This is a genomic window from Pseudomonas promysalinigenes (assembly GCF_014269025.2).
GTDB lineage: Bacteria > Pseudomonadota > Gammaproteobacteria > Pseudomonadales > Pseudomonadaceae > Aquipseudomonas > Aquipseudomonas promysalinigenes.
In genome coordinates this window covers 1,198,474-1,223,370 of the sequence record NZ_CP077094.1, presented here as the reverse complement: position 1 = coordinate 1,223,370, position 24,897 = coordinate 1,198,474, and the positions used below count along the sequence as shown (strand labels likewise).

General features: G+C 61.8%; 23 protein-coding genes. 14 read left to right on the top strand and 9 right to left on the bottom strand.

The window, feature by feature from the left end; genetic code table 11:
• Nucleotides 1-24: 24 nt before the first annotated feature.
• Genes HU725_RS05670 through HU725_RS05655 form a run of 4 tightly spaced genes read left to right on the top strand, consistent with a single transcriptional unit; the run spans nt 25 to nt 4,670 of the window.
• Complete coding sequence (locus HU725_RS05670; protein ID WP_186476496.1) at nt 25-2,775, top strand: response regulator; 2,751 nt, start codon at nt 25-27, stop codon at nt 2,773-2,775.
• 35 nt (nt 2,776-2,810) lie between these two features.
• Nucleotides 2,811-3,800 carry a 2-hydroxyacid dehydrogenase gene (locus HU725_RS05665; RefSeq protein ID WP_186476495.1) on the top strand — a complete coding sequence of 330 codons (990 nt, stop codon included), beginning with the start codon at nt 2,811-2,813 and terminating at the stop codon, nt 3,798-3,800.
• 31 nt (nt 3,801-3,831) lie between these two features.
• Nucleotides 3,832-4,269 (top strand): hypothetical protein, encoded by a 438-nt coding sequence (locus HU725_RS05660; RefSeq protein ID WP_060480308.1) that lies wholly within the window; start codon nt 3,832-3,834, stop codon nt 4,267-4,269.
• Nucleotides 4,266-4,670 (top strand): META domain-containing protein, encoded by a 405-nt coding sequence (locus HU725_RS05655; RefSeq protein WP_186476494.1) that lies wholly within the window; start codon nt 4,266-4,268, stop codon nt 4,668-4,670. Before HU725_RS05660 ends, HU725_RS05655 begins: the two co-directional genes overlap by 4 nt.
• A gap of 33 nt (nt 4,671-4,703) precedes the next feature.
• Here the strand turns inward: HU725_RS05655 and HU725_RS05650 are convergent, their stop codons facing one another.
• Nucleotides 4,704-5,168: a TlpA disulfide reductase family protein gene (locus HU725_RS05650; protein ID WP_060480310.1), complete on the bottom strand. Its 465-nt coding sequence runs from the start codon at nt 5,166-5,168 to the stop codon at nt 4,704-4,706.
• Between the two features lie 85 nt (nt 5,169-5,253).
• On the opposite strand from HU725_RS05650, the gene arsC reads away from it, so the two are divergent.
• The 3 genes from arsC to HU725_RS05635 are packed head-to-tail and all read left to right on the top strand — an operon-like array spanning nt 5,254 to nt 6,615.
• A complete protein-coding gene (gene arsC, locus HU725_RS05645) occupies nt 5,254-5,607 on the top strand; it encodes an arsenate reductase (glutaredoxin) (RefSeq protein ID WP_060480311.1) in 354 nt (117 codons plus the stop codon).
• Entirely contained in the window at nt 5,604-6,209 is a 606-nt protein-coding gene (gene wrbA / locus HU725_RS05640; protein ID WP_060480312.1) for an NAD(P)H:quinone oxidoreductase, read from the top strand. The genes arsC and wrbA overlap by 4 nt, the downstream gene beginning before the upstream one ends.
• Nucleotides 6,202-6,615, top strand: coding sequence for a DUF2069 domain-containing protein (locus HU725_RS05635; RefSeq protein WP_060480313.1), 414 nt, complete (start codon nt 6,202-6,204; stop codon nt 6,613-6,615). Before wrbA ends, HU725_RS05635 begins: the two co-directional genes overlap by 8 nt.
• Nucleotides 6,616-6,785: 170 nt before the next feature.
• On the opposite strand, the gene HU725_RS05630 is transcribed toward HU725_RS05635, so the two are convergent.
• The gene (locus tag HU725_RS05630; protein WP_060480314.1) at nt 6,786-7,457 is read right to left on the bottom strand and encodes a DNA-3-methyladenine glycosylase I; all 672 of its coding nucleotides are present in this window, start codon (nt 7,455-7,457) and stop codon (nt 6,786-6,788) included.
• 4 nt (nt 7,458-7,461) lie between these two features.
• Nucleotides 7,462-8,286 (bottom strand): tRNA 2-thiocytidine(32) synthetase TtcA, encoded by an 825-nt coding sequence (gene ttcA, locus HU725_RS05625; RefSeq protein ID WP_186476493.1) that lies wholly within the window; start codon nt 8,284-8,286, stop codon nt 7,462-7,464.
• Between the two features lie 263 nt (nt 8,287-8,549).
• Here ttcA and HU725_RS05620 point away from each other — a divergent pair, with 263 nt between their 5' ends.
• Together HU725_RS05620 and HU725_RS05615 are read left to right on the top strand one after the other, a co-directional pair.
• Nucleotides 8,550-9,149, top strand: a complete 600-nt coding sequence (locus HU725_RS05620) for a Yip1 family protein (protein ID WP_186476492.1) — start codon at nt 8,550-8,552, stop codon at nt 9,147-9,149.
• A 136-nt stretch (nt 9,150-9,285) separates the two neighbouring features.
• Complete coding sequence (locus tag HU725_RS05615; protein WP_060480623.1) at nt 9,286-9,780, top strand: SprT family zinc-dependent metalloprotease; 495 nt, start codon at nt 9,286-9,288, stop codon at nt 9,778-9,780.
• Nucleotides 9,781-9,832: 52 nt separating this feature from the next.
• Here HU725_RS05615 and HU725_RS05610 read toward each other — a convergent pair whose 3' ends face one another.
• The 4 genes from HU725_RS05610 to HU725_RS05595 form a co-directional block, all read right to left on the bottom strand.
• A complete protein-coding gene (locus HU725_RS05610; RefSeq protein WP_060480622.1) occupies nt 9,833-11,155 on the bottom strand; it encodes a dicarboxylate/amino acid:cation symporter in 1,323 nt (440 codons plus the stop codon).
• A gap of 294 nt (nt 11,156-11,449) precedes the next feature.
• Nucleotides 11,450-12,796 (bottom strand): ATP-binding protein, encoded by a 1,347-nt coding sequence (locus HU725_RS05605; RefSeq protein ID WP_186476491.1) that lies wholly within the window; start codon nt 12,794-12,796, stop codon nt 11,450-11,452.
• Nucleotides 12,793-13,470, bottom strand: coding sequence for a response regulator (locus tag HU725_RS05600; RefSeq protein WP_060480620.1), 678 nt, complete (start codon nt 13,468-13,470; stop codon nt 12,793-12,795). The genes HU725_RS05605 and HU725_RS05600 overlap by 4 nt, the downstream gene beginning before the upstream one ends.
• 123 nt (nt 13,471-13,593) lie before the next feature.
• Nucleotides 13,594-14,199 carry an outer membrane protein gene (locus HU725_RS05595; protein ID WP_060480619.1) on the bottom strand — a complete coding sequence of 202 codons (606 nt, stop codon included), beginning with the start codon at nt 14,197-14,199 and terminating at the stop codon, nt 13,594-13,596.
• A 129-nt stretch (nt 14,200-14,328) separates the two neighbouring features.
• Here HU725_RS05595 and HU725_RS05590 point away from each other — a divergent pair, with 129 nt between their 5' ends.
• A complete protein-coding gene (locus tag HU725_RS05590) occupies nt 14,329-15,123 on the top strand; it encodes a dienelactone hydrolase family protein (RefSeq protein WP_186476490.1) in 795 nt (264 codons plus the stop codon).
• A gap of 28 nt (nt 15,124-15,151) precedes the next feature.
• Nucleotides 15,152-15,853 (top strand): 4'-phosphopantetheinyl transferase family protein, encoded by a 702-nt coding sequence (locus tag HU725_RS05585; protein WP_186476489.1) that lies wholly within the window; start codon nt 15,152-15,154, stop codon nt 15,851-15,853.
• 3 nt (nt 15,854-15,856) lie between these two features.
• Here the strand turns inward: HU725_RS05585 and HU725_RS05580 are convergent, their stop codons facing one another.
• Nucleotides 15,857-17,458, bottom strand: a complete 1,602-nt coding sequence (locus HU725_RS05580; protein WP_186476488.1) for an ATP-binding protein — start codon at nt 17,456-17,458, stop codon at nt 15,857-15,859.
• The gene (locus HU725_RS05575; RefSeq protein ID WP_186476487.1) at nt 17,455-18,153 is read right to left on the bottom strand and encodes a response regulator; all 699 of its coding nucleotides are present in this window, start codon (nt 18,151-18,153) and stop codon (nt 17,455-17,457) included. Before HU725_RS05575 ends, HU725_RS05580 begins: the two co-directional genes overlap by 4 nt.
• 626 nt (nt 18,154-18,779) lie before the next feature.
• Here HU725_RS05575 and HU725_RS05570 point away from each other — a divergent pair.
• The 3 genes from HU725_RS05570 to HU725_RS05560 all read left to right on the top strand — a co-directional run bounded on the left by HU725_RS05570 (nt 18,780) and on the right by HU725_RS05560 (nt 24,853).
• Nucleotides 18,780-21,659, top strand: coding sequence for a ribonucleoside-diphosphate reductase subunit alpha (locus tag HU725_RS05570; RefSeq protein WP_186476486.1), 2,880 nt, complete (start codon nt 18,780-18,782; stop codon nt 21,657-21,659).
• Nucleotides 21,660-21,913: 254 nt separating this feature from the next.
• Nucleotides 21,914-23,164: a ribonucleotide-diphosphate reductase subunit beta gene (locus HU725_RS05565; RefSeq protein WP_060480643.1), complete on the top strand. Its 1,251-nt coding sequence runs from the start codon at nt 21,914-21,916 to the stop codon at nt 23,162-23,164.
• 444 nt (nt 23,165-23,608) lie between these two features.
• The gene (locus HU725_RS05560; protein WP_186476485.1) at nt 23,609-24,853 is read left to right on the top strand and encodes an OprD family porin; all 1,245 of its coding nucleotides are present in this window, start codon (nt 23,609-23,611) and stop codon (nt 24,851-24,853) included.
• The last annotated feature ends 44 nt before the right edge of the window (nt 24,854-24,897 follow it).

Sequence of the window (24,897 nt, the reverse complement as noted above, 5' to 3'; positions counted from 1 at the left end):
GCAGGCACATCACAGGAGGCGACTGTGCTCGATCGTTTGGGAATCAGAAGCCGGGTGCTGCTGTTGGCGCTGCTGCCGGCCAGCCTGATGGCACTGGTGCTGGGTAGCTATTTCACCTGGCTGCAGCAAGACCAATTGCGCACGCAACTGATGCAGCGCGGCAAGCTGCTTGCCGAGCAATTGGCACCGCTGGCCGCACCGGCCCTGGCACGCCACACACCGGCCCAACTTGAGCGCATTGCCGCGCAGACCCTGGAGCAGGCCGACGTGCGCGCAGTGGCTTTTCTGGCGCCTGATCGCAGCCGCTTGGCCCACGCCGGCCCAAGCATGATCAACCTGCCCCCCAGCGGCGGAACCGGTACACAGCTGCTGCAACGCACCGGCAATGATGCAACCCGCTACCTGATGCCGGTATTCGGCCACCACCGCGACTTGGCGACCGATGCCGTGCCCGACGAGGCCGAGCGGTTGCTGGGTTGGGTGGAAATCGAACTGTCCCACGACGGTATGTTGCTGCGCGGCTACCGCAACCTGTTCACCAGCGTGCTGCTGATCCTTGCCTGCCTGGCCCTCAGTGGCCTGTTGGCGATGCGCATGAGCCGCACCATCAATGACCCGATCGCACGCATCAAGCATGCGGTCAACCAGCTCAAGGACGGCCACCTGGACGAACGCCTGCCGGCCATGGGCAGCCATGAACTGGACGAGCTGGCCCGCGGCATCAACCGCATGGCCGAGACGCTGCACGGGGCACACGAAGAGTTGCAGCACAGCATCGACCAGGCGACCGAGGATGTTCGCCAAAACCTGGAAACCATCGAGATCCAGAACATCGAGCTGGACATGGCACGCAAAGAGGCCCTGGAAGCCAGCCGCATCAAGTCGGAGTTCCTGGCCAACATGAGCCATGAAATCCGCACACCGCTCAATGGCATTCTTGGCTTCACCCACCTGCTGCAGAAAAGCGAAATGACGCCGCGGCAACTGGACTACCTGGGCACCATCGAGAAATCTGCCGACAACCTGCTGGGCATCATCAACGAGATCCTCGACTTCTCCAAGATCGAGGCCGGCAAACTGGTGCTCGACAGCATCCCGTTCAACCTGCGCGACCTGGTCCAGGACACCCTGACCATCCTGGCCCCCGCCGCCCATGCCAAACAGCTGGAACTGCTCAGCCTGATCTACCGCGATACCCCCTCGTCATTGATCGGCGACCCGTTGCGGCTCAAGCAGATACTCACCAACTTGGTTAGCAACGCGATCAAATTCACCCGCGAAGGCACCATCGTGGTCCGGGCCATGCTCGAAGACGAGCATGAAGACAGCGCCCAGTTGCGCATCAGCGTTCAAGACACTGGCATCGGCCTGTCGCCGCAGGATGTGCGCACGTTGTTCCAGGCATTCAGCCAGGCTGACAACTCGCTGGCCCGTCAGCCCGGTGGTACCGGCCTGGGGCTGGTGATCTCCAAGCGCCTGATCGAACAAATGGGCGGTGAAATCGGCGTCGACAGCACGCCTGGGGAAGGCTCGCAGTTCTGGATCAGCCTGAGCCTGCCCAAGGCCCATGACGACATAGAGCAGCAACCGCTGCAACCGTTGCTCGGGCGCAGGGCGGCAATCGTCGACGGCCATGAACTGGCGCGCCAGGCCCTGCAGCACCAACTGGAAGATTGTGGCCTGAGCGTCAGCCTGTTCGCGTCCTACGACCAATTGCTCGAAGCGGTGCAGGCAGGCATGCAGGCGGGCATGCCATTCGAATTCGCGGTGCTCGGCGCTAACCTCGGCAGCCTGTCGCCGGAGCAGCTCGGCCGGTACAACCAGCAACTGGAGCGCTTGCAGTGCCAGTGCGTGGTGTTGTGCCCAACCACCGAGCAGGGGCTTTACCACCCCTACCTGCCCAATGGCCATGGGCAGTTGTTGACCAAGCCGACCTGCACGCGCAAGTTGCGCCGCCTGCTGCTGGAGCTGGTGCAGCCGCGCCGGCCACTGGCCGAGCCGGGGCTGGCCAGCGGCGGCCAGCGCAGGGCGAAGATCCTGTGCGTCGACGACAATGCCGCCAACCTGCTACTGGTGCAGACGCTACTTGAAGACCTGGGCGCGCAAGTGGTCGCGGTGGACAACGGCTATGCCGCAGTGCAAGCGGTACAGGCCGAGCCGTTCGACCTGGTGTTCATGGACGTGCAGATGCCAGGCATGGACGGGCGCGCCTGTACCGAGCAGATCCGCCTCTGGGAAAAGACCCAAAGCGGCAGCCCGCTGCCGATCGTTGCCCTGACCGCCCATGCCATGGCCAACGAAAAGCGCGCTTTGTTGCACAGTGGCATGGACGACTACCTGACCAAACCGATCAGCGAGCGACAACTGGCCCAGGTGGTGATGAAGTGGGCCGGCTTGAGCCTTGGCACCTCGGCACAGGAGCTCACAAACGAACAGCAGGGTGAAAGCCGCGAGCTGCCGGTACTGGACCCGGACGAGGGTCTGCGCCTGGCCGCTGGTAAGTCCGACCTGGCAGCCGACATGTTGGCGATGCTGCTGGCATCGCTGGAAAGTGACCGCCTGGCAATCCGTTCTGCCCGCGAGGCGCGCGATAGCACGACGCTGATCGAGCAGGTGCACAGGCTCAACGGCGCTTCGCGCTATTGCGGCGTACCCCAGTTGCGTGCGGCCTGCCAGCGCAGCGAAACCTTGCTCAAACAGGGCAGCCCCCAGGCACTGCAGGCGCTGGATGAGCTGGATGCGGCGATCGGCCGCCTCGCAGCACAGGCCCTGTAGCCGGGCGGTTGCCATTGCACTAACGGAGGTATGCCATGCGCGTGCTGTTGTTCAGTAGCCAACACTACGACCAGGAAAGCTTTACCCGGGCCGCCAGCGGCAGCGCCCTGGACCTGCACTATCAGCCCGCCCGCCTGACCCTGGACACCGCTACTCTGGCAAGTGGCTTCGAGGTGGTCTGCGCATTCATCAACGATGAACTCGACGCTCAGGTGTTGCAGCGCCTGGCCGCTGGCGGCACGCGGTTGATTGCCCTGCGTTCGGCCGGCTACAACCACGTAGACCTGCCTGCCGCGCAGCGCCTTGGCCTGGGCATCGTACGCGTTCCGGCCTATTCACCCCATGCAGTAGCCGAGCACGCCGTGGCCCTGATTCTGGCGCTTAACCGCAGGCTGCACCGCGCCTACAACCGCACCCGCGAAGGCGACTTCAGCCTGCATGGGCTGACCGGCTTCGACCTGCATGGCAAGACCGTCGGCGTGGTTGGCAGCGGCCAGATCGGCGCTGCGTTCGCGCGCATCATGGCCGGTTTCGGCTGCCAATTGCTGGCATACGACCCCTCCCCCAACCCTGAGTTGTTGGCCCTCGGCGCCCGCTATCTGGAGCTGCCCGAACTGCTGCGCGGAGCTCGGATCATCAGCCTGCACTGCCCGCTGACCGAGCACACCCGGCATTTGATAAACGCCCAGAGCCTAAGCCTGCTGCAACCCGGTGCGATGCTGATCAACACTGGCCGTGGCGCACTGGTCGACACCCCGGCGTTGATCGACGCCCTCAAAAGCGGCCAGCTTGGCTACCTGGGCCTGGACGTCTATGAAGAGGAGGCGCAACTGTTCTTCGAAGACCGCTCCGACATGCCACTGCAGGATGATGTGCTGGCACGGCTGCTGACCTTCCCCAATGTGATCGTGACCGCCCACCAGGCTTTTCTGACCCGCGAGGCACTGGACGGTATCGCCAGTACCACGCTGGACAACATCATCCGCTGGGCGGCTGGCAATCCGCAGAATGTGGTCAGTGGTTGATGCTAGGATACGCGGCATTTCTGGAGGACCCATGGTCGAACACGATTTCCGCTATACCCTTTTCAACCCGCAACACACCTTGATCGAATGCCGCGCCTTGCTGCCCGGCCGTTATCAGGTGACTGGCAATGGCGGCTCGATGCACAAAGGCGATGTCCTGATCGTCACCCTCAAGGGCAGCAAGGACCTGGCCATGCGCCTGACCGTTGAAAGCGTGCGCCACCTGATCAACCCTCGCGGGCAATGGGTTGCTGTAGCCAGCGGCCCGGTGTTCAACGAGTTGGAAATACTCACCTGGAAGGTCGAGTGCGACAGCTGCGACGCTGTACTGGACTTCGAGTTCGCCGTCGATGCAAAACTTGGCAAAGCTGCCCGGCAGCCAGCTGCCAGTGCCCGTGTCGCAGAACTGGGCTGGGCGAGCCGTGGCGACAAGCACCTGTGCCCGCGTTGCCAGGAGAGCGCCGAGTGAAGCATCTGCTGACGGGCGCACTGGTAGCCATCGGCCTGCTCGGCTGCGCCAATGAACCCAACCGGCTACAGCAAGACCGCAGCTATGTACTGGAGTGGATCGGCGAGCGCCCGCTGATCGACTACAGCCACCTCACCCTGACCTTGGCCAGCGATGGCCGCGCCTACGGTAACGCCGGCTGCAACCATTGGTTTGCCCCGTACACACTGGACGGTAAGCACTTGAGCTTCGGCAAGGTAGGCAAGACCCGCAAGCTTTGTGCGCCTGCTTTGATGGAGCAGGAAAAACAGTTCCTGCAGGCCTTGGAGAGCGTCCAGCGTTGGGATGTATCGCCCATCGAACAAATGCGCTTCTGGCCGGCCGAGGGCAAGCCGCTGCGCTTCTGGCCCGAGGAAGGCTGAAAACTCACAGGGCCGCTGTGCGGCCCTCATCGATCACGCGCCTTTGAGGGCTTTGATCTTCGCCTGCAGCCCTTCCAGGGTCTGCTCGCCCAGCAACTGCTCACGCACTTTGCCCTTGTCGTCGATGATGTAGGTGACTGGCAGTGCCTCGCTGCGCGGCAGGTCATAGCGCTCGGCCGGGTCCTGGGCCAGCACCGTGAAATCGATACCCAGGGCCTGCGCTGCCTCCTTGAGCTCAGCACCTTGCAGGCCATCGAAATTCACCCCCACCACCTTGATGCCGTCGGCCGCCCACTGCTTGGCTGCCTGATTCAGCTCCGGCACTTCGGTGCGACAAGGGCCACACCATTCGGCCCAATAATTGAGTACCACCCAGTGCCCGTCGATCTGCTGGGCTTTTACCGTCTTGCCATCTTGGTCCACGCCGTAATCGGCACCGCAACCACCGAGCAACAAGCTTGCGGTGATGGCCAGTACTGCTGCCAGACGCTTTGCCATGGGTCAATCCTTCTCGAAGTTTCAAGCAAATAGGTCAGTCGCTGCGGTTAGAATAGCCGCCACACCCAGCTGGATGCGACCCGACATGACTGACTTGACGCTCTATCATAACCCGCGCTGCTCGAAATCCCGCGGCGCGCTGGAACTGCTCGAACAGCGCGGCCTGACGCCGACCATCGTGCGCTACCTGGAAACCCCGCCCGACGCCGCGACGCTCAAAGCCCTGCTCGGCAAACTGGGCATCGCCCCCCGCCAACTGCTGCGCAGTGGCGAAGACGAATACAAAGCCCTGGACCTTGCCAACCCAGCGTTGACCGATGCGCAACTGATCGACGCTATGGTCCAGCACCCCAAGCTGATCGAACGGCCGATTCTGGTCGCTGGCGGCAAAGCGGTGATCGGCCGCCCGCCTGAGAAGGTGCTGGAGATCCTGCCGTGAGCGCCCCTTATATTCTGGTGCTGTATTACAGCCGCCATGGTTCGACCAGCGAGATGGCCCGGCACATCGCTCGCGGCATCGAGCTGACGGGCATGGAAGCGCGCCTGCGCACAGTACCGGCCATTTCCACTGAGTGCGAGGCCGTGGCGCCGGATATCCCGGCTAGCGGCGCACTGTATGCAACCCTCGATGACCTGCGCCACTGCGCCGGGCTGGTGCTGGGCAGCCCGACGCGCTTTGGCAACATGGCCGCGCCGCTGAAATACTTCCTCGACGGCACCAGCAGCCTGTGGCTCGGTGGCGAGCTGGTCGGCAAACCGGCAGGCGTATTCACCTCCACCGCCAGCCTTCACGGTGGCCAGGAAACCACCCTGCTGTCGATGATGCTGCCGCTGATGCACCACGGCATGCTGCTGATGGGCTTGCCCTACAGTGAATCGGCCCTGCTCGAGACCCGTGGTGGTGGCACTCCGTATGGCGCTAGCCACCATGCTGGTGCGGACGGCAAGCGTGAACTCGACGCCCATGAGATCGCGCTATGTCGTGCCCTTGGCCAACGCCTGGCGAACACGGCCAAGGCCCTGGAGGCGGCACGTGGCTAGAAAGCCCAAGGTGCTCCCATCGCTCGACTGGCTGGCACCTCGCCTGCGGCTGGCGCGGGCCTTGAGCCTGGCGTTCTTCCTGGGCCTGATCGCCCTGCTGGTGGTGAACAACCTGTGGTTCGCCAACCTGCACGGGGCGCGGGTCGAAGTGATTCTGGCGATCGAAGTGGTGCCGCTGCTGTTGCTGTTGCCGGGCATGCTGCTGGGCAGCGCCCGAGCGCATGCCTGGGTCTGCTTCGTGGTGAACATTTATTTCATCAAGGGCGTACTGGCGGCGTTCGACCCGGCGCGGGCGGTGTTCGGTTGGGTCGAAATAGTGGCGAGCCTGGGGTTGTTCATCGCTGGGCTACTGTATGTGCGCTGGAAGTTTCAGTTCGAACGGCGCATGGCGGGCGAAGGGCGTTAGTCGCTTTGTGGGTGGTTTCTAGGCGCGGCTTTGTGTACCTGTGCCCGGCCCTTCGCAGCGCAACATGCCGAAAGTGAGCAAAACTGTTGCTCCAATGGGCTGGCGATCAGCTCACAACATCCTCAGCCCTAGTGGGAACGGGGTTACCCGTGAAGCGGCCAGAGCAGGCCTCAATGGTTGACGGTATGCGCCAGCATCACCGACAACTGGCACAGCGGCCGGCCGCTCTCTTGGTGCCATTGATTGAACGCCTGTTGCACCAGCGCCAGGTCACGCTGGCTGGTCGGCTGTTTGTCGATCACTTTCTGCGCAATCAGCGCGGCCGCCATGTCATCGGTGGGGATGAAGGTATCCTTGCCGACCATACGCAAGAAACGCGGCGCCGAAAGCCCACCCAGCTGGTTACCGTGCTTGGCCAAGTACTTCCACAGGCCGACGATGTCGGTCACTGGCCAGTCGGCGACGAAGGCACCGAAACTACCCTTTTCTTTGGTCACATCGAGGATCATCTGTGCGTTGCGCGGCACGCTCTTGAGCTTGCCCAGATGGCGGATGATGCGCTCGTCCTGCATCAGCCGCTCCAGATGTTCGGCCCCCATCAGCACGACCTTCTCTGGATCGAAGCCAAAAAACACTTGCTCGAACGCAGGCCACTTGGCATCGACCAGGCTGTGCTTGAGCCCAGCCCGGAACACCCGTAGGGCCAGGGTCGACAGATAGCGGTCGTCAGTGATTGCGCGCAGCTGCGCAGGCGTGCGCGGCTGCGGCAAGAACGCTTCCAGGGCCTGAGCCGAGCCGAAACGGTTGAGGCAGTACTCGTGCAGCCACTGATAATCGCGCATGAGGTTAAATGTTCACCACGTCGAGAAAGCGAGGGGTAGCGCTCTCGTCGATCTTCAGGCTGGTGAAGTCGAAGAGGTTGCGGTCGGCCAGTTGCGAGGGCGCCACGTTCTGCATGGCGCGGAAGATACTCTCGGTGCGGCCTGGGTGCTTGCGTTCCCATTCAACCAGCATGTCCTTGACCACCTGACGCTGCAGGTTTTCCTGCGAGCCGCACAGGTTGCACGGGATGATCGGGAATTGCTTCATGTCCGAGTAGGCCTGAATGTCTTTCTCGCTGCAGTAGGCCAGCGGGCGGATCACCACGTTGCGGCCGTCATCGGCGCGCAGCTTTGGCGGCATGCCTTTGAGCGCGCCATTGAAGAACATGTTGAGGAAGAAGGTTTCGACGATGTCATCACGGTGATGACCCAAAGCCATCTTGGTTGCACCAATTTCATCGGCGAAGGTGTACAGGGTGCCACGGCGCAGGCGCGAGCACAGCGAGCACGTGGTCTTGCCCTCAGGTACCAGCTCCTTGACCACTGAATAGGTGTCTTTTTCGACGATGTGGTACTCGACGCCCAGTTCCTTGAGATAGGCCGGCAGCACGTGCTCGGGGAAGCCCGGCTGCTTCTGGTCCATGTTCACCGCCACGATCTGGAAGGTGATCGGCGCCACCTTCTGCAGGTGCAACAGAACATCGAGCATGGTGTAGCTGTCCTTGCCGCCGGACAGGCAGACCATGACCTTGTCGCCATCCTCGATCATGTTGTAGTCGGTAATGGCTTCGCCTGCGAGGCGACGCAGGCGTTTTTGCAGTTTGTTCTGGTTGACCGAGAGGGTGCCCATAGCGCTTGGATCCGCGAGGTGTGACAAAAGCCGGCTATTTTACGCACAAACCGCGAGCACCTGTAGGGATTCCGATAAAGACTTCAAGGTAATCAACAGCAGCCCACACAGCGCGATTTGCTCTAAAAACCGGGCTTTATGCCGGGATTGACTCCCTATACTGCGACATAAGGCCACATTACCGTTGAGCTTCGGTGCCATGGCCTCGGGCCTTTTGCGCTCCATAGGGGGGGCGACTGGCAACTACAAGAGGAGTGATCGGCATGATTCATCACGTAGTGGGGCTGTTTACCCATCCCGACCAGGAATGGCGCGAGATCCGTGGCGAAGAAGAAACCATCAGCCACATGTACCTCACCCATACCCTGATTCTGGCGGCGATACCCGCCATTTCCGCATTTATCGGCACGACCCAGGTGGGCTGGGTGATAGGTAGCCGACCGGCGGTGATGCTGACCATGGAAAGCGCTGTCTGGATGAGCATCATGTCGTATCTGGCCATGCTCGCCGGTGTCGCAGTGATGGGCGCATTCATTCACTGGATGGCCCGCACCTATGACGCCAACCCGTCGATGGCGCAGTGCATCGCCTTCGCCACCTACACTGCTACCCCCTTGTTCATCGGTGGCCTTGCGGCACTGTACCCGCACCTGTGGCTTGGCATGCTGGTGGGGACCGCGGCCATTTGCTACACCGTTTACCTGCTGTATGTCGGGTTGCCGACATTCATGAACATCCCTTCCGATGAGGGCTTTCTGTTTTCAAGCTCCGTACTGGCAGTAGGCTTGGTGGTACTGGTGGCCATCATGGCTCTGACCGTGATCATCTGGGGCCTGGGCGTGGGGCCCGTGTACACCAACTAGCGCTTCATAATTACAAGCCAACATAGGGCATCAAGCAGAGGCCGCCGTAAGGCGGCCTTTGTCTGCCTGCTGACCGGTGGCTCGGCAGGCTGGCCATGCTTGCGGCATAATGCCCGGCCAGGAGAACCGCCCCGCCATGCCCGAGCTGCTCAAACAACGCGTCGAAACCTGTTACCAGCAAGCCGAAGCCTTTTTCAAGCGGCCCTTCCCGCGCCCGGAAGTCAGTTTCAAACTTCGCGGCCAGAAGGCCGGCGTTGCCCACCTGCACGAAAACCGGCTGCGCTTCAATCTGCAACTGTACCGAGAGAACCAGGACGACTTCCTGCGCCAGACGGTGGCCCATGAAGTGGCGCACCTGGTGGCTCATCAGTTGTTCGGCGACCGTATCCAGGCCCACGGTGAGGAATGGCAGCTGATCATGCGCGGCGTGTACGAACTCCCGCCCAATCGCTGCCACAACTATGCCGTCGAGCGCCGAGTGGTGACCCGTTATATCTACCGGTGCCCATGCCCGGAAAGTGATTTCCCCTTCACGGCCCAGCGCCACAAGCTGGTACGCCAGGGGCGGCGCTATCTGTGCCGGCGCTGCCGGGCGGTGTTGGTGTACAGCGGCGAAACCCGCGTCGAATAACCAGGCACGAAAAAGGCGACCCGAGGGTCGCCTTTTCTTTTACCGGCAAGTCTTAGCGAACCGGTACTTCCGCAACGCCCAAGTCGTCGGTCGGCAGGTTCATTTCCAGTGGTGCACCACCAGAAGCGAGCTCCGAGGCCAGCTTGTCGTCGTCCATTTCCTTGACCCACTTGGCAACCACGACAGTGGCTACGGCGTTGCCAACCAGGTTGGTCAGGGCGCGGGCTTCGGACATGAAGCGGTCGATACCCAGGATCAGCGCCAGGCCTGCGACCGGCAGGTGACCAACGGCCGACAGGGTGGCGGCGAGGACGATGAAGCCCGAACCGGTCACACCGGCAGCCCCTTTGGACGCCACCAGCAGCACCAGCAGCAAGGTGATCTGGTGGGTGATGTCCATGTGGGTATCGGTAGCCTGGGCGATGAACACCGCGGCCATGGTCAGGTAGATCGAAGTACCGTCAAGGTTGAACGAGTAGCCAGTCGGGATAACCAGGCCGACGACCGACTTCTTGGCACCCAGGCGCTCCATCTTGGCCAGCATGCGTGGCAGGGCCGATTCCGAAGAAGAAGTACCCAGCACGATCATCAGCTCTTCGCGGATGTAGCGGATCAGCTTGAGGACGCTGAAGCCGTGGGCACGGCAGATACCGCCCAGCACCACCAGCACGAACAGCAGGCAGGTGATGTAGAAGCACGCCATCAGGTAACCCAGCTGCACCAGCGAACCCACACCGTACTGGCCGATGGTGAAGGCCATTGCACCAAAGGCACCGACCGGCGCCAGCTTCATGATCATGTTGATGATGTTGAACATCACATGGGCGAAGCGGTCGATCAGGTCCAGTACTGGCTTGCCGTAGCTGCCCAGACGATGCAGCGCGAAGCCGAAGATCACCGAGAACATCAGCACTTGCAGGATGTCGCCGTTGGCGAAAGCGCCCACCACGGTGCTAGGGATGATGTTGAGCAGGAAGCCAACCGTGGTCTGCTGCGCACCGGCAGCGGCGTAAGCGGCCACGCTGCTAGCGTTCAGGGTGCTGACGTCGATGTGCATGCCAGCGCCTGGCTGCACCACGTTGACCACAACAAGGCCGATGATCAGCGCGACGGTGGAGACGATTTCGAAGTACAACAGCGCGTAGCCGCCAGTCTTGCCGACCGACTTCATGCTCTGCATGCCGGCGATGCCGCTGACCACGGTACAGAAGATGATGGGGGCGATGACCATCTTGATCAGTTTGACGAAACCATCACCCAAAGGTTTGAGGGCGACGCCGGTTTCCGGGTAGAAGTGGCCGAGCAGGATGCCGATGGTGATGGCAACCAACACCTGGACATACAGTGATTTGTACAGCGGCTGACGTGTCGTCATGGCTCATTTTCCTCAAGTGTGCCGGCTCCACCCTCTTCCAGGGTGTGGGGCACCTGAATCGCTAACCCTCCTGCACCTGGAGGGATTTGTCGTTGTGTTCGAGCGGCCTTGGCTGGGCTCTGGCAATGGACATAGCAAGGGCAATGCCAAAATGCCCAGCTTGGGTGCAAAGCATGTGTTTGACTGGCGTACATGCCCAACGACGGGGCGATTTCTCTGAAAATGGATGGCGGATTTCCGCCCGATGGCGGGAAATGTACAGCGGATATGGCGGGAATCCGCCCGAAGGGCCGATCAGTCCACGTGCAGCTTGATGCAGAACGCGGCACCACCCAGCGCGGATTCATCGAGGGTCAGCTCGGCGTCATAACTGTCGACGATGTCCTTGACCACAGCCAACCCGATGCCTTGCCCTGGATGCTGACGGTCCAGGCGCTCACCGCGTTCCAGAATGCGCTCGCGCTGGTCGGGCGGCACCCCAGGGCCATCGTCTTCGATGCACAAGGTCTGCGTGCCTGGCGCCTGCTCAAGGCTCACCCGCACTTGCCCCAGGCTTAACCGATAGGCGTTTTCCAGCAAGTTACCCAGCAGTTCCAGCAACGCGCCCTGCTCCATCGGCACATGGGCCTGGGCAGGCACATCCAGCAGGACCTGCACCTGCTTGTCGCGGTAGACCTTGGCCAGGGTGCTGCAGAGGCTCTCCAGCACCGGCAACAGCGCTACGCTGTGGCGCACCAGGCCGCTTTTGCGCAGGCTTGCGCGTTGCAGCTGGTAATCGATCTGCTGGCTCATGCGCTCGATCTGGCTTTGCAGTACTCGGGCCTGCTCACGTTCACCTGCGCGCTGCTGCATGCTCTCGCCCACGCCCTGCAATACCGCCAGCGGCGTTTTCAGGCTGTGGGCCAGATCCCCCAGCGAATCGCGATAGCGTGCGCGTTGCTCGCGCTCGCTGCTCAGCAGGCGGTTCAGCGAGCGGGTCAGGCGCAGTAGCTCACGAGGGTGCTCGCCGCTCAGGCCATCGCGCGCCCCGGACTCCACCTGGTCCAGTTCGAGGCTCAACTGACGCAACGAGCGCAGGCCCCAGGTCAGGCCGCCCCACAGCAGCATCAGCAAGGCCAGCAGGGCTGCACCAAAGCCCAGATAGAGCTTTTCGCGCAAGCCATTGAGCGTAGCTTTGTACTCGCTGACCGGCTGCAACGCCACGATGCTGTAAGCGGCGCTCTGGCCACCGAGCAGTTTGATCTCGACATCGTAGACGAAGAATTCTTCACCATCGTCCTGATGGATGCGGGCGAACTCGTTACCGCGCCCGTCGTAGCGGGGCTGATAATTGATGTGCCGGTCAGTGGTTGCGCGCGAGCGCCAGACCAGGTTGCCATCACGATCGAAGATGTAGCCCAACAGGCCGGTATAGGGCAGTTTGTAGCGCTCGTCCGGCAGCAGATCGGGCATCTGCAATTGGCCATGCTCGATGCGGGCGGCGGAAATCAGCGTTGTCACATCCGATGCCAGGCGCTGCTCGATCGACTCCTGCAAGGCCAGGCTGAAGGCTTTCTGCAAGGCCGGCAACAGCGCCAGCATGAACAGCAACGCCAGCACCGCCGCCGCGAGCATCAGCCTCACCCGCAGCGAGCGGATCATCGGCAGCGCTCGGTGAACAGATAACCCAGGCCGCGCACCGTGTCGATCGGTTTGAAGCCACAATCACCTTCGAGCTTGCGGCGCAAACGGCCGACCAGCACCTCGATGACATTGGGGTCGCGCTCCTCGTCACCCGGATAGAGCTGTTCCATCAAACGCTCCTTGGCCACGACCTGCTGGTGGTGACGCATGAGGTATTCGAGAATCCGGTACTCGTACGCGGTCAGTGCCAAGGGTTGCTCATCCAAGGTCGCTTGCTTGCGGTTGAGGTCCAGCAGCAGCGGGCCGGCGGCAATGGTCGACTGGGTGAAGCCACTGCTACGGCGCAACAGGGCGTTCAGACGCGCCTCGAGCTCCTCGAACTGGAACGGTTTGACCAGGTAATCGTCGGCACCGGCGGCCAGGCCTTCGACCTTGTCCTGCCAGTTGCCGCGGGCGGTGAGTATGAGGATGGGAAAGACCTTGCCCAGGCTGCGCAGGCGGCCGATCAGCTCAAGCCCGCTGATGCCAGGCAGGCCAAGGTCGATGATGGCCAAGTCGAAATGGAAGTGTTCGGCCTGATACAAGGCCTCCTCGGCGTTGGCCACGGCCTCGACCACATGGCCGCTTTCGCCCAGACGGGTGTGGAGGTGGTGCCGCAGCAGGGCTTCGTCCTCGACCACCAGCAATTTCATGCAAGGCTCCTTTGGTATGTGCCTGTATGGGCCTGTTCGCGGGTAAACCCGCTCCTACAGGGGATCGCTGTAGGAGCGGGTTTACCCGCGAACAGGACAGTACAGGATAACTCGGCTCGCCGGTCAGAACTTGTAAGTTGCGGCCAGGTAGGTTTGTGCACTGCTGGTCAGGCGCAGGGTGCCCTCCTTGGGCCCGCCGCTGGCACCCAACTCGGTGGCGGCATTGGTGCGCAGGTAACGGTAGCCTAGCTCCATCGAGGCATTATCGGTGATCTCCTGAATGACCCCAGCCTGCAGGCCCACGGCATACCCGTAATCGGTATCGCGGCTGGCCCCTGGTGAATCCTGAGTCAGTTTGGTCATGCCCAGGCTGCCACCGCCGAACAGTTTGGTGGTATCGCCCACCGGCAGGAACAGGTCATAGCTGCCGAGCAGGTTCTCTTGGCGCAGCTTGACGCCGCTGTGGTCACCCGAGACGTTGTCATAGGTCATGTAGTAGCGGCCCTGGTCGTTGATCTTACCCAGGCGCACGCCCCAGGTATCGTCCTTGCCAATGATGCCGTCGGCATTGAGGTGGTCGGTGTTGCTCTGCAGCAAGCCAGACTTGCGCACTTTGTCGCTGGTCTGGCCGTAGGTCAGGCTGGCGAAGTTGTCATCGGCAGCCTGGACCGAGGTCATGCCTGCGGCGCAAACGGCCACGGCGGCGAGCAGGGAATGGAATGTTTTCATGGTGTGATACTCCAGATAAAGGCACTGTTGCGGTCTGGAAGCTAGAGTAAGCAGGGAGCCCTGAACCGCGGCTGAACCCTGACTGAACCACAGCTGAACGATCTGCCTGCAAACCAAGGAGTAGTGAACATGCGCGCCCTGCTGGCCCTGACCCTGATGTGCAGCGCCGCCCTCGCCCAAGCGGCAGTGCAAACCCGCGATATCCGCTATCAAGATGCCGACGGCACAGCGCTGATTGGCTATTACGCTTACGACGACGCCATCAAGGGTGAGCGCCCGGGCGTGTTGGTGGTGCACGAATGGTGGGGGCTCAACGATTATGCCAAGCGTCGTGCCCGCGACCTTGCTGCGCTGGGCTACAGCGCGCTGGCGATCGACATGTACGGCGAAGGCAAGCACACCGAGCACCCACAGGACGCCCAGGCATTCATGGCCGAGGCGAGCAAAGACCCGGACGAAGCGGCCAAGCGCTTCGACGCCGGGCTGGACCTATTGAAAAAACAGCCCTACACCGACAGGCACAAGCTTGGCGCCATCGGCTACTGCTTTGGCGGCAAGGTGGTGCTCGATGCGGCGCGCCGTGGCGCGAGGCTGGACGCCGTGGTGAGCTTCCATGGCCCGCTGGCCACCCAGACGCCGGTCACCAAGCCTGGTGTGGTTCGCGCTTATATACTGGTCGAGCACGGTGCTGACGACAGCATGGTCACACAACAGCAGGTAGACGCGTTCAAGGCGGAGATGGATGCGGCCAAGGTGAACTACCAGTTCGTCAGCATTGCCGGTGCCAAACACGGTTTCACCAACCCCGACGCCGATCGGCTGAGCCACGGTGAACACGGTGGGCCGGACATCGGCTATAACGAGGCGGCAGACAAGAGCTCCTGGGCGGACATGCAGGCATTCTTCAAGCAAGTGTTCAAGTAGCGCCCCACAGGCCGCTACAATAACGGCCATGAACAATCACCCCGCCTGCTGTGCCCCGCTCCAGCACCACTGGCCTCTACCGCGACCGCTTCCTGGTGCGGCTCTGGCCAGTTGTGCGTTCGACCCCGCCCGCCTTGCTGTGGACGATTTTCAACGCGCAGGTATCGTGCCCAGCGCCAGCTTGCAGCGCTCGGTTGCCAAGCGCCAGGCCGAATACCTGGCCGGGCGGGTCTGCGCCCGCGCCGCACTGCAGTGCCTGGATGGCCGCGATTACGTACCAGGCAGCCATGAAGACCGCGCGCCGATCTGGCCCGCCGGCATCTGTGGCTCGATCACCCATGGCAAGGGCTGGGCAGCCGCTGTGGTGGCCAGCGAAGGCACCTGTCGCGGCCTGGGCCTGGACCAGGAAGCGCTACTCGATGACGAGCGCGCCGCGCGGCTGATGGGCGAAATCCTGACTCCCGCCGAATGCGAGCGCCTGGACCCTGGGCAGATGGGCCTGACCGTCACCCTGACCTTCTCGCTCAAGGAAAGCCTATTCAAGGCGCTTTACCCCCTGACCCGGCAGCGCTTCTATTTCGAACACGCCGAGGTACTGGCATGGTCCGCCGATGGCTTGGCGCGCCTGCGCCTGCTCACCGACCTGTCAGCCCAATGGCCGCAGGGCACCGAAGTGGACGGCCAGTTTTGCCTGCAAGACGGCCACCTGCTTAGCCTGATCAGCGTCTGAGCCTTACTGCTCCGGCTGTTCGCGGGGCCAGTTGAGGCTGAAGCAGGCGCCACCGAGCGCCTGGCTGCGCCCCACCGTGGCGCGGCCTGCGTGCCAGTAAATGATCCGCCGCACGATCGACAATCCAAGCCCATGCCCGCCAGAGGCGCGGCTGCGGCTGTCGTCGAGCCGGGTGAACGGCGTGAAGATGCGGTCCCAGTAACCTTCCGCAATGCCCGGGCCATCATCCTCCACATCGATCCGGCAACGCTGCTGGCCCAACTGGTAGCTCAGGCGCACCTCGCTGCTGGCATGGCGCAACGCATTGCTCACCAGGTTCTGCAGTGCACGGTGCAGGTAGCGCGGTTCAGCCTCGACCCAGCAGCCTTCATTGGCTTGGCAGGGGCCACGCAGCAATCGGACCTGGCTGTTGAGCGGCGCCAGCTCTTCGATCACCCGGTCGAGCAAGGCATCGAGCTCGACACGCTGAAACTTCAGTGCCGGGGCGCCCTGCTCAAGGCGGGCGTAGGTCAACATCTCGTCGACCAGCTTGTCCAGGTCCTGAATGTCGCCATCCATGCCGGCCAAGTGCTTGGCACGGGCCTGATCGCTGGTGGCACTTTCGATCATTTCCAGGCCAAAGCGCAGGCGCGCTACCGGGGTGCGCAATTCATGGGACACCGCGCGCACCAGTTCGCGCTGCATGTTCAGCGAACGCTGCAGGTGCTCTGCCATGCCATTGAAGGCTGCAGCCAGGTGCCCCACGGAGTCGGCATCGCCGGCCGGCACGCGAGTGTCCAGACTGCCTTGGGCAATCCGCGTGGCGGCGATCGCCATGCCTGAAACCCGCCGCTCCAACTGGCGCACCAGCAAGTACACCACCAGGCCGATCAGGCACAGGCCGAGGAAGGTGATCAGTATCAGCAACTGCGGCGGATAGGGGTTGAGCTGATGAAGCGGGCCGATTTCCAGCACCAGCGGCGAGCCCGGCAGACCGGCGAACACGCGAACCGAATCACCGTCGCGGCCCAGGGCCATCACCGTGTCACCCTCCTCTACCCGGCGCCGCTGATCATCATCTAGCCCAACCCGTTCGATGCGCTGCAGCGCCACACCAAAACCGAAGCCTTTGCTTCGGGCCAGCTCTGCCAAGCGCTGCGGCTGTTCGGTAACCGGGTAGCGCACCAACTCATCGGCCAAAAGGTACAGGGTGGCACGCGCCAACTGCTCGCTGACCTGCTTGACCTGCGCCACCAGCAACAGGTCTTCCTGGCCCACCTTACGCAGCACCTGAGCGGCGTGCGGGCCGGTTTTTTGCACCACCACCAAGCCTCGATACAGCCGCGCACGCTGCCCTCCCTCCAGGGTGCGGGCCGACATGGGCTGCAGAGACAGCGGCACGCCCAGCAGGCGCTCCCACATCAGCAGTGAGCGCTTGCGCTCGGTGGCGTTCTGCTGCGCGAGGTTATCGGCCATCAGGCTGAATGTGCCTTGGGCCAGGCGCTCGCGGTGCTGGGCCGCGCGTACTTCGTTGACCAGATGTAGGCTGAGCACCCCGAGCAGCGCCACTAACACCAGTACGGCCAGCATGCCTCCGTATATACGCAGGAAGATCGAATGCTTCATGGTGCATCGCCGACGAACAGGTAACCCTTGCTGCGCAGCGTCTTGATAAGCCGCGGATGGATCGAGTCGTCACCGATCTTGGGGCGAATCCTGGAAATACGCACGTCGATGGAGCGGTCCTGGCCGTCGTAGCCGACCCCGCGCAGTGCTGTGAAGATCTGCTCGCGCGACAACACCCGCCCAGCATTGCTGGCCAGCAGCCAAAGCAAGTCGAATTCCGCACTCGTCAGCTCGATGGGCAGCGTGCCGAGCCAGGCTTCGCGCAGGCGGTTGTCGATACGCAGCGCACCGAAGGTAAGCGCCTGACGTTTGGGGTCTGGGCTTTCGCTGCGTCGCAGCAAGGCTTGAATCCGTGCCAGCAGCAAGCGCGGGCGAACCGGTTTGCAGACATAATCGTCGGCCCCAAGGTCCAGGCCTTGGACCTGATCGAGCTCGTCGCTGCGGGCGGTGAGCATCAGAATCGGGCCGGTATACTGGCCGCGCACGCGCCGGCATATGCTCAGGCCATCTTCACCGGGCAGCATCAGGTCGAGTATCACCAGGTCAGGCTGACTGTCGACTATGCGCCGGGCGGCGCGGGCGCCGTCGGCCTCCACGGCGACTTCGTAGCCATTGGCCTGAAGGTATTCGGCAGTGAGTTCCGCCAGGCGCTGGTCGTCTTCGACGATAAGGATGCGGTGAGTCGGGTGCTCCATGGCTTTTGCCTTTCTTGTTTTTGGATTGCGTTAGGGCTTGAGGGTAGGGCTGTAGTTGTTTGCCGTCCATGGGATCGAGGGCCGCCCGTGCGGGCGGCCCTCGATCCCATAATCACCACACATCTAATGCCATGCCCCATCGATTGAGCGCAAAAAATACTGCACACCTGTTGCCACAAGGCCTACAGCGATTACCCACTATTCACTCACAAAGTACGCACAAGTTATCCACAAGCGATCGCCTTGCAAAGACCCATGGACCGCATTATCTTGTATCCCCAGCACAGCAAACCACTAGATGTTGGGTTTCACCCATCAACACCAAGCATGAGTCAGCAGAGAAATTCAAGCGATTTTTCTGGCAGAACTCGTTGTGGTTTCTACGATCCAACCGCTCCTAGCGGACACTGAACAGCCTGCTTTGGTGTAGCCCAAAGCAAATGACTTCGGCCAGGGAGCGGCAAGGTTCTTGCCCCAAATTCCTGATCTGTCCCGAAGTCGGTACGCCCGAGCGGGCGGATGCGCGTGCACGGCGCATCCCCTGCAAAGGTCATCGAGCAAGTGGACGGAACGGTGGGCGCTCAGAAGGCGCCTGAACACTATTGAAACTGTGGAGACACCCACCCATGCAAACCGACACAACTCGCGAGAACCCGCAGGCCTTGGCGCCGCAGGCCGCAGATTCCAACCAGGATCTGGCCGCCACTGCCCCCGGCCAATTGCGCGTGATCAAGCGTAACGGCACTGTCGTCCCTTACACCGACGACAAGATCACCGTTGCCATCACCAAGGCGTTTCTCGCAGTTGAAGGCGGCACCGCCGCTGCCTCGTCGCGCATCCACGACACCGTCGCGCGCCTGACCGAGCAGGTCAGCGCTACGTTCAAGCGTCGCATGCCATCGGGTGGCACCATCCACATCGAAGAAATCCAGGACCAGGTCGAACTGGCCCTGATGCGTGCCGGCGAGCAAAAGGTCGCCCGTGACTACGTGATATACCGCGAGCAACGCGCCAAGGAGCGCGCCACCCGTGTGAGCACCGAGTCGATTGTCGAGCCGCACCCGAGCATCCGCATCACCCTGGCTGACGGCACCCTGGCGCCGCTGGACATGGCGCGCCTGAACACCATCATCAGCGAAGCCTGCGAAGGCCTGGCCGAAGTCGACGGCGACCTGATCCAGCGCGAAACCCTGAAAAACCTCTACGATGGCGTGGCCATCAAAGACGTCAACACCGCCCTGGTGATGACCGCCCGCACCTTGGTCGAGCGTGAGCCGAACTACTCGTTCGTCACCGCCCGCCTGCTGATGGACACCCTGCGCGCCGAAGGCCTGGGCTTCCTCAATGTCGCCGACAGCGCCACCCACCACGAGATGGCCGACCTGTACGCCAAGGCTCTGCCGGCCTACGTCGCCAAAGGTGTCGAATTCGAGTTGCTGAACCCGGCGCTGGCCGAATTCGACCTGGAAAAACTGGGCAAGGCGATCAACCACGAGCGCGACCAGCAGTTCACCTACCTGGGCCTGCAGACCCTTTACGACCGTTACTTCATCCACAAGGATGGTGTGCGCTTCGAGCTGCCGCAGGTGTTCTTCATGCGTGTGGCCATGGGCCTGGCGCTGGAAGAGAAAGACAAAGAAGCCCGTGCGATCGAGTTCTACAACCTGCTCTCGTCGTTCGACTACATGGCCTCGACCCCAACCCTGTTCAACGCCGGCACCCTGCGCCCGCAGCTGTCGAGCTGCTACCTGACCACCGTGCCGGACGACCTGTCGGGCATCTACCACGCGATCCACGACAACGCCATGCTGTCGAAATTCGCCGGTGGCCTGGGCAACGACTGGACCCCTGTGCGTGCACTGGGCTCCTACATCAAGGGCACCAATGGCAAGTCCCAGGGTGTGGTGCCGTTCCTGAAAGTGGTCAACGACACCGCCGTGGCCGTGAACCAGGGTGGCAAGCGCAAAGGCGCCGTCTGCGCCTACCTGGAAACCTGGCACCTGGACATCGAAGAGTTCATCGAGCTGCGCAAGAACACCGGTGATGACCGTCGTCGTACCCACGACATGAACACCGCCAACTGGATCCCTGACCTGTTCATGAAGCGTGTCTTCGATGACGGCAAGTGGACCCTGTTCTCGCCATCGGAAGTACCCGATCTGCACGACCTGACCGGTAAGGCCTTCGAAGAGCGCTACGAGTACTACGAAGCCCTGACCGAGTACAACAAGATCAAGGTGTTCAAGACCATCCAGGCCAAAGACCTGTGGCGCAAGATGCTGTCGATGCTGTTCGAGACCGGCCACCCGTGGCTGACCTTCAAGGACCCGTGCAACCTGCGCTCGCCGCAGCAACACGTGGGCGTGGTCCACAGCTCGAACCTGTGCACCGAAATCACCTTGAACACCAACAAGGACGAGATCGCGGTCTGCAACCTGGGCTCGATCAACCTGCCGAACCACATCGTCGATGGCAAGCTGGACACCGCCAAGCTGCAACGCACCGTGAACACCGCCGTGCGTATGCTCGACAACGTGATCGACATCAACTACTACTCGGTGCCGCAAGCGCGTAACTCGAACCTCAAGCACCGCCCGGTCGGCCTGGGCATCATGGGCTTCCAGGACGCGCTGTACCTGCAGCACATCCCGTACGGCTCCGACGCTGCCGTCGAGTTCGCCGACAAGTCGATGGAAGCGGTCAGCTACTACGCGATCCAGGCTTCCTGCGACCTGGCCGACGAGCGCGGTGCCTACGAGACGTTCCAGGGTTCGCTGTGGTCCAAGGGCATTCTGCCGCTGGATTCGCAACAGATCCTGATCGAAGCCCGTGGCGCCAAGTACATCGACGTCAACCTGGAAGAATCGCTGGACTGGGCCCCGATCCGTGCCCGCGTACAGAAAGGCATCCGTAACTCGAACATCATGGCCATCGCGCCAACCGCGACCATCGCCAACATCACCGGCGTATCGCAGTCGATCGAGCCGACCTACCAGAACCTGTACGTGAAATCGAACCTGTCGGGCGAATTCACCGTGATCAACCCGTACCTGGTCCGCGACCTGAAGGCCCGCGACCTGTGGGACTCGGTAATGATCAACGACCTGAAGTACTACGACGGTTCGGTGCAGCAGATCGAGCGCATTCCGCAAGAGCTCAAAGACCTCTATGCCACGGCCTTCGAAGTCGAGACCAAGTGGATCGTCGATGCAGCCTCCCGTCGCCAGAAGTGGATCGACCAGGCGCAATCGCTGAACCTGTACATCGCCGGTGCCTCGGGCAAGAAGCTGGACGTGACCTACCGCATGGCCTGGTACCGTGGTCTGAAGACCACCTACTACCTCCGTGCCCTGGCCGCGACCAGCACCGAGAAGTCGACCATCAACACCGGCAAGCTCAACGCGGTATCCAGCGGCGGCGACAGCGCCCCGGCCCAGGCAGCAGGCCCAGCGCCAGTGCCGAAAGCCTGCGCGATCGACGAGCCGGATTGCGAAGCCTGCCAGTAAGGCGTGGCTGAGGCTTCCTACGGGAAGCCTCTTTTCCATGCAGCCGTGGGGTCGGGTTCACCTGCAAAGAGGCCGGCCCTGCCGCAGCCTGCCACACGGCCAGACACAATAGACCCGGGCGCCCACGCCCAGGTTAGCCCTTCGAAGGGCATTCAGATTTGCGTGCACCGCACTACCCCACCCGGGGCCAAGCAACGCAACCAAGATCCACCGGTCATACTTCATAGATGACCCTCAAGCAGGAGACTCTCACCATGCTGAGCTGGGACGAATTCGATAAAGAAGACGGCGAAGTCGCCGCCAAAGGCAACACCCCCGCGCAGGCCGCTGCCGCCACCACCCTCGACAAGCTCGACAGCGCCGGCGGTGCTGCCGCGTTGGAAGCCCGCGCGGCCACGGCATCGGACTCCGATGCGGTCAAGCGTGCCAAGGCTGCGCTGGACGCCCTGGACATCGCCGAAGGCCTGGCCGAGCTGGAAGGCTCCTCGGCCCGCGTTGCCGTTGACGAGAAGCGCATGATCAACTGCCGCGCCGACCTCAACCAGTTGGTGCCCTTCAAGTACGACTGGGCCTGGCAGAAGTACCTGGACGGCTGCGCCAACCACTGGATGCCGCAAGAGGTCAACATGACCGCCGACATCGCCCTGTGGAAGAGCCAGGATGGCCTGACCGAGGACGAGCGCCGCATCGTCATGCGCAACCTGGGCTTCTTCTCCACCGCCGACTCCCTGGTTGCCAACAACCTGGCCCTGGCCGTGTACCGTTTGATCACCAACCCGGAGTGCCGCCAGTACATCCTGCGCCAGGCGTTCGAAGAGGCGATCCACACCCACGCCTACCAGTACTGCATCGAGTCGCTGGGCATGGATGAAGGCGAGATCTTCAACATGTACCACGAGATCCCATCGGTAGCGAAAAAAGCCGCCTGGGGCCTGAAATACACCCGCGCCATCTCCGACCCGGAATTCAACACCGGTACCGTGGAAACCGACAAAGAGCTGCTGCGCAACCTGATCGCTTACTACTGCGTACTGGAAGGCATCTTCTTCTACTGCGGCTTCACCCAGATTCTGTCCATGGGCCGCCGCAACAAGATGACTGGCGTTGCCGAGCAGTTCCAGTACATCCTGCGTGACGAGTCGATGCACCTGAACTTCGGTATCGACGTGATCAACCAGATCAAGATCGAGAACCCGCACCTGTGGGATGCGGCGATGAAGGAAGAAGCGACCCAGATGATCCTGCAAGGGACCCAGCTGGAGATCGAATACGCCCGTGACACCATGCCACGCGGCGTACTGGGCATGAACGCAGCGATGATGGAGGACTATCTCAAGTTCATCGCCAACCGTCGTCTGACCCAGATTGGTTTGAAGGAAGAGTACCCAGGGACTACCAACCCGTTCCCATGGATGAGCGAAATCATGGACTTGAAGAAAGAGAAGAACTTCTTCGAGACTCGGGTTATCGAGTATCAGACCGGTGGTGCGTTGAGCTGGGATTGATAGTCCGGGCCGAGCCTAAAGAAGGCTGCCGCATGGCCTAAAGCTGTTCATTTAAGCTTTTGAGTCCAAGCCGGGGTTGAAAAATCCGACACCAGTAATCTGGTGTCGGATTTTTTTTGGGCGTTGGCTTGAGCCTTTTAGCGCCTGGGAGATCGAGCGCCGCGCGGGCGGCGCGCGATTTGCGCCCCACAGCAAAGTCCAAGCCAAGCCCCAGGAGGGCTCAGTTCTTCTGAGACCAAAGAACGCCAAGGCTCCCATTCGCCGCCGTCATACTATGACCTTAATTTTATCCAAGGCCCTTAGTTAGAGCTTTCGCCACCACATATTCACTCGACAGCGCGAACTTATTGCACTCCGCAGCGTTGACAGTTCATTCCCAGCTTGTTAAAAATCGCCGAAGTTGTATGACAACACATAACAAAAACAACAAAGCGAATCCTCTCCATGTCGAAAATCTGCCAGAACACCCTCCCCTTTGCACTTGTTGGCGCCAGCCTGCTAGGTAGCATCCCGGGCATCAGCCTCGCCCAAGGCTTCATCGAAGACAGCAAGGCCGTGTTAGGCCTGCGCAACTTCTATATCAACCGTAATTTCACCAACCCCAGCAACCCCCAAAGCAAGGCCGAAGAATGGACTCAGAGCTTCATTCTCGATGCGCGCTCGGGCTTCACCCAGGGCCCGGTGGGCTTGGGCGTGGATGTGCTGGGCTTGTGGTCGGTGAAGCTCGATGGCGGTGGCGGCACCTACGGTACAGCACTGCTGCCACGCCATGACGATGGGCGGCCGGCGGATGACTATGGCCGCCTGGCGGTGGCGGGCAAGGCACGTATCTCCAAGACCGAGCTGAAAATCGGCGAATGGATGCCGGTGCTGCCGATCCTGCGCTCGGACGACGGGCGCTCCCTGCCACAGACCTTTCGCGGCGGCCAAGTCACTTCCAACGAAATTGCCGGGCTGACCCTGTACGGCGGCCAATTCCGGGGCAACAGCCCGCGCAACGACGCAAGCATGGAAGACATGAGTTACGCCGGTGCACTGTCCGATCGGTTCAACTTCGTCGGCGGTGAATACAAGTTCAACCAGGACCGCACTCTGCTCGGCGCATGGAACGCGGTGCTCAAGGATGTGTACGAACAGCAGTATCTGCAATTGAGCCATAGCCAACCGCTGGGTAACTGGACCCTCGGTGCCAACCTGGGCTACTTCCGGGGGGGTGAGGACGGCTCTGAGCGTGCCGGCAAACTGGATAACAAAACCTACTCAGGGATGTTCTCGGCCAAATATGGCGGCAATACCTTCTGGGTCGGGTTGCAGAAGGTCGATGGCGATACCTGGATGCGAGTCAACGGCACCAGCGGCGGCACATTGGCCAACGACAGTTACAACTCCAGTTTCGACAATGCCAACGAGCGCTCCTGGCAGGTGCGCCATGATTTCAACTTCGTCACGCTCGGAGTGCCGGGGCTGACCCTGATGAACCGCTATATCAGTGGCCGTGATGTACACACCAGCGCGGTGAACAACGGCAAGGAATGGGTCCGCGAGTCGGAGCTGGCTTATGTGATCCAGAGCGGGCCGTTCAAGGATTTGAGCGTGAAATGGCGCAACTCGAGCATTCGCCGGGACTACAGCAACAATGAATTCGATGAGAACCGGTTGATCTTCAACTATCCGCTGTCGTTGTTGTGATCCCAGGGCGCGGGCTTGGCCCGTGTTCACGGGCAAACCCGCTG

Bases quoted from the DNA above. Each gene is read 5' to 3' on its own strand.
- HU725_RS05665 (WP_186476495.1), top strand. From the start codon at position 2,811: ATGCGCGTGCTGTTGTTCAGTAGCCAACACTACGACCAGGAAAGCTTT.
- HU725_RS05660 (WP_060480308.1), top strand. From the start codon at position 3,832: ATGGTCGAACACGATTTCCGCTATACCCTTTTCAACCCGCAACACACC.
- HU725_RS05650 (WP_060480310.1), bottom strand. From the start codon at position 5,168: ATGGCAAAGCGTCTGGCAGCAGTACTGGCCATCACCGCAAGCTTGTTG.
- arsC (WP_060480311.1), top strand. From the start codon at position 5,254: ATGACTGACTTGACGCTCTATCATAACCCGCGCTGCTCGAAATCCCGC.
- HU725_RS05630 (WP_060480314.1), bottom strand. From the start codon at position 7,457: ATGCGCGATTATCAGTGGCTGCACGAGTACTGCCTCAACCGTTTCGGC.
- ttcA (WP_186476493.1), bottom strand. From the start codon at position 8,286: ATGGGCACCCTCTCGGTCAACCAGAACAAACTGCAAAAACGCCTGCGT.
- HU725_RS05620 (WP_186476492.1), top strand. From the start codon at position 8,550: ATGATTCATCACGTAGTGGGGCTGTTTACCCATCCCGACCAGGAATGG.
- HU725_RS05615 (WP_060480623.1), top strand. From the start codon at position 9,286: ATGCCCGAGCTGCTCAAACAACGCGTCGAAACCTGTTACCAGCAAGCC.
- HU725_RS05610 (WP_060480622.1), bottom strand. From the start codon at position 11,155: ATGACGACACGTCAGCCGCTGTACAAATCACTGTATGTCCAGGTGTTG.
- HU725_RS05605 (WP_186476491.1), bottom strand. From the start codon at position 12,796: ATGATCCGCTCGCTGCGGGTGAGGCTGATGCTCGCGGCGGCGGTGCTG.
- HU725_RS05600 (WP_060480620.1), bottom strand. From the start codon at position 13,470: ATGAAATTGCTGGTGGTCGAGGACGAAGCCCTGCTGCGGCACCACCTC.
- HU725_RS05595 (WP_060480619.1), bottom strand. From the start codon at position 14,199: ATGAAAACATTCCATTCCCTGCTCGCCGCCGTGGCCGTTTGCGCCGCA.
- HU725_RS05590 (WP_186476490.1), top strand. From the start codon at position 14,329: ATGCGCGCCCTGCTGGCCCTGACCCTGATGTGCAGCGCCGCCCTCGCC.
- HU725_RS05585 (WP_186476489.1), top strand. From the start codon at position 15,152: ATGAACAATCACCCCGCCTGCTGTGCCCCGCTCCAGCACCACTGGCCT.
- HU725_RS05580 (WP_186476488.1), bottom strand. From the start codon at position 17,458: ATGAAGCATTCGATCTTCCTGCGTATATACGGAGGCATGCTGGCCGTA.
- HU725_RS05575 (WP_186476487.1), bottom strand. From the start codon at position 18,153: ATGGAGCACCCGACTCACCGCATCCTTATCGTCGAAGACGACCAGCGC.
- HU725_RS05570 (WP_186476486.1), top strand. From the start codon at position 18,780: ATGCAAACCGACACAACTCGCGAGAACCCGCAGGCCTTGGCGCCGCAG.
- HU725_RS05565 (WP_060480643.1), top strand. From the start codon at position 21,914: ATGCTGAGCTGGGACGAATTCGATAAAGAAGACGGCGAAGTCGCCGCC.
- HU725_RS05560 (WP_186476485.1), top strand. From the start codon at position 23,609: ATGTCGAAAATCTGCCAGAACACCCTCCCCTTTGCACTTGTTGGCGCC.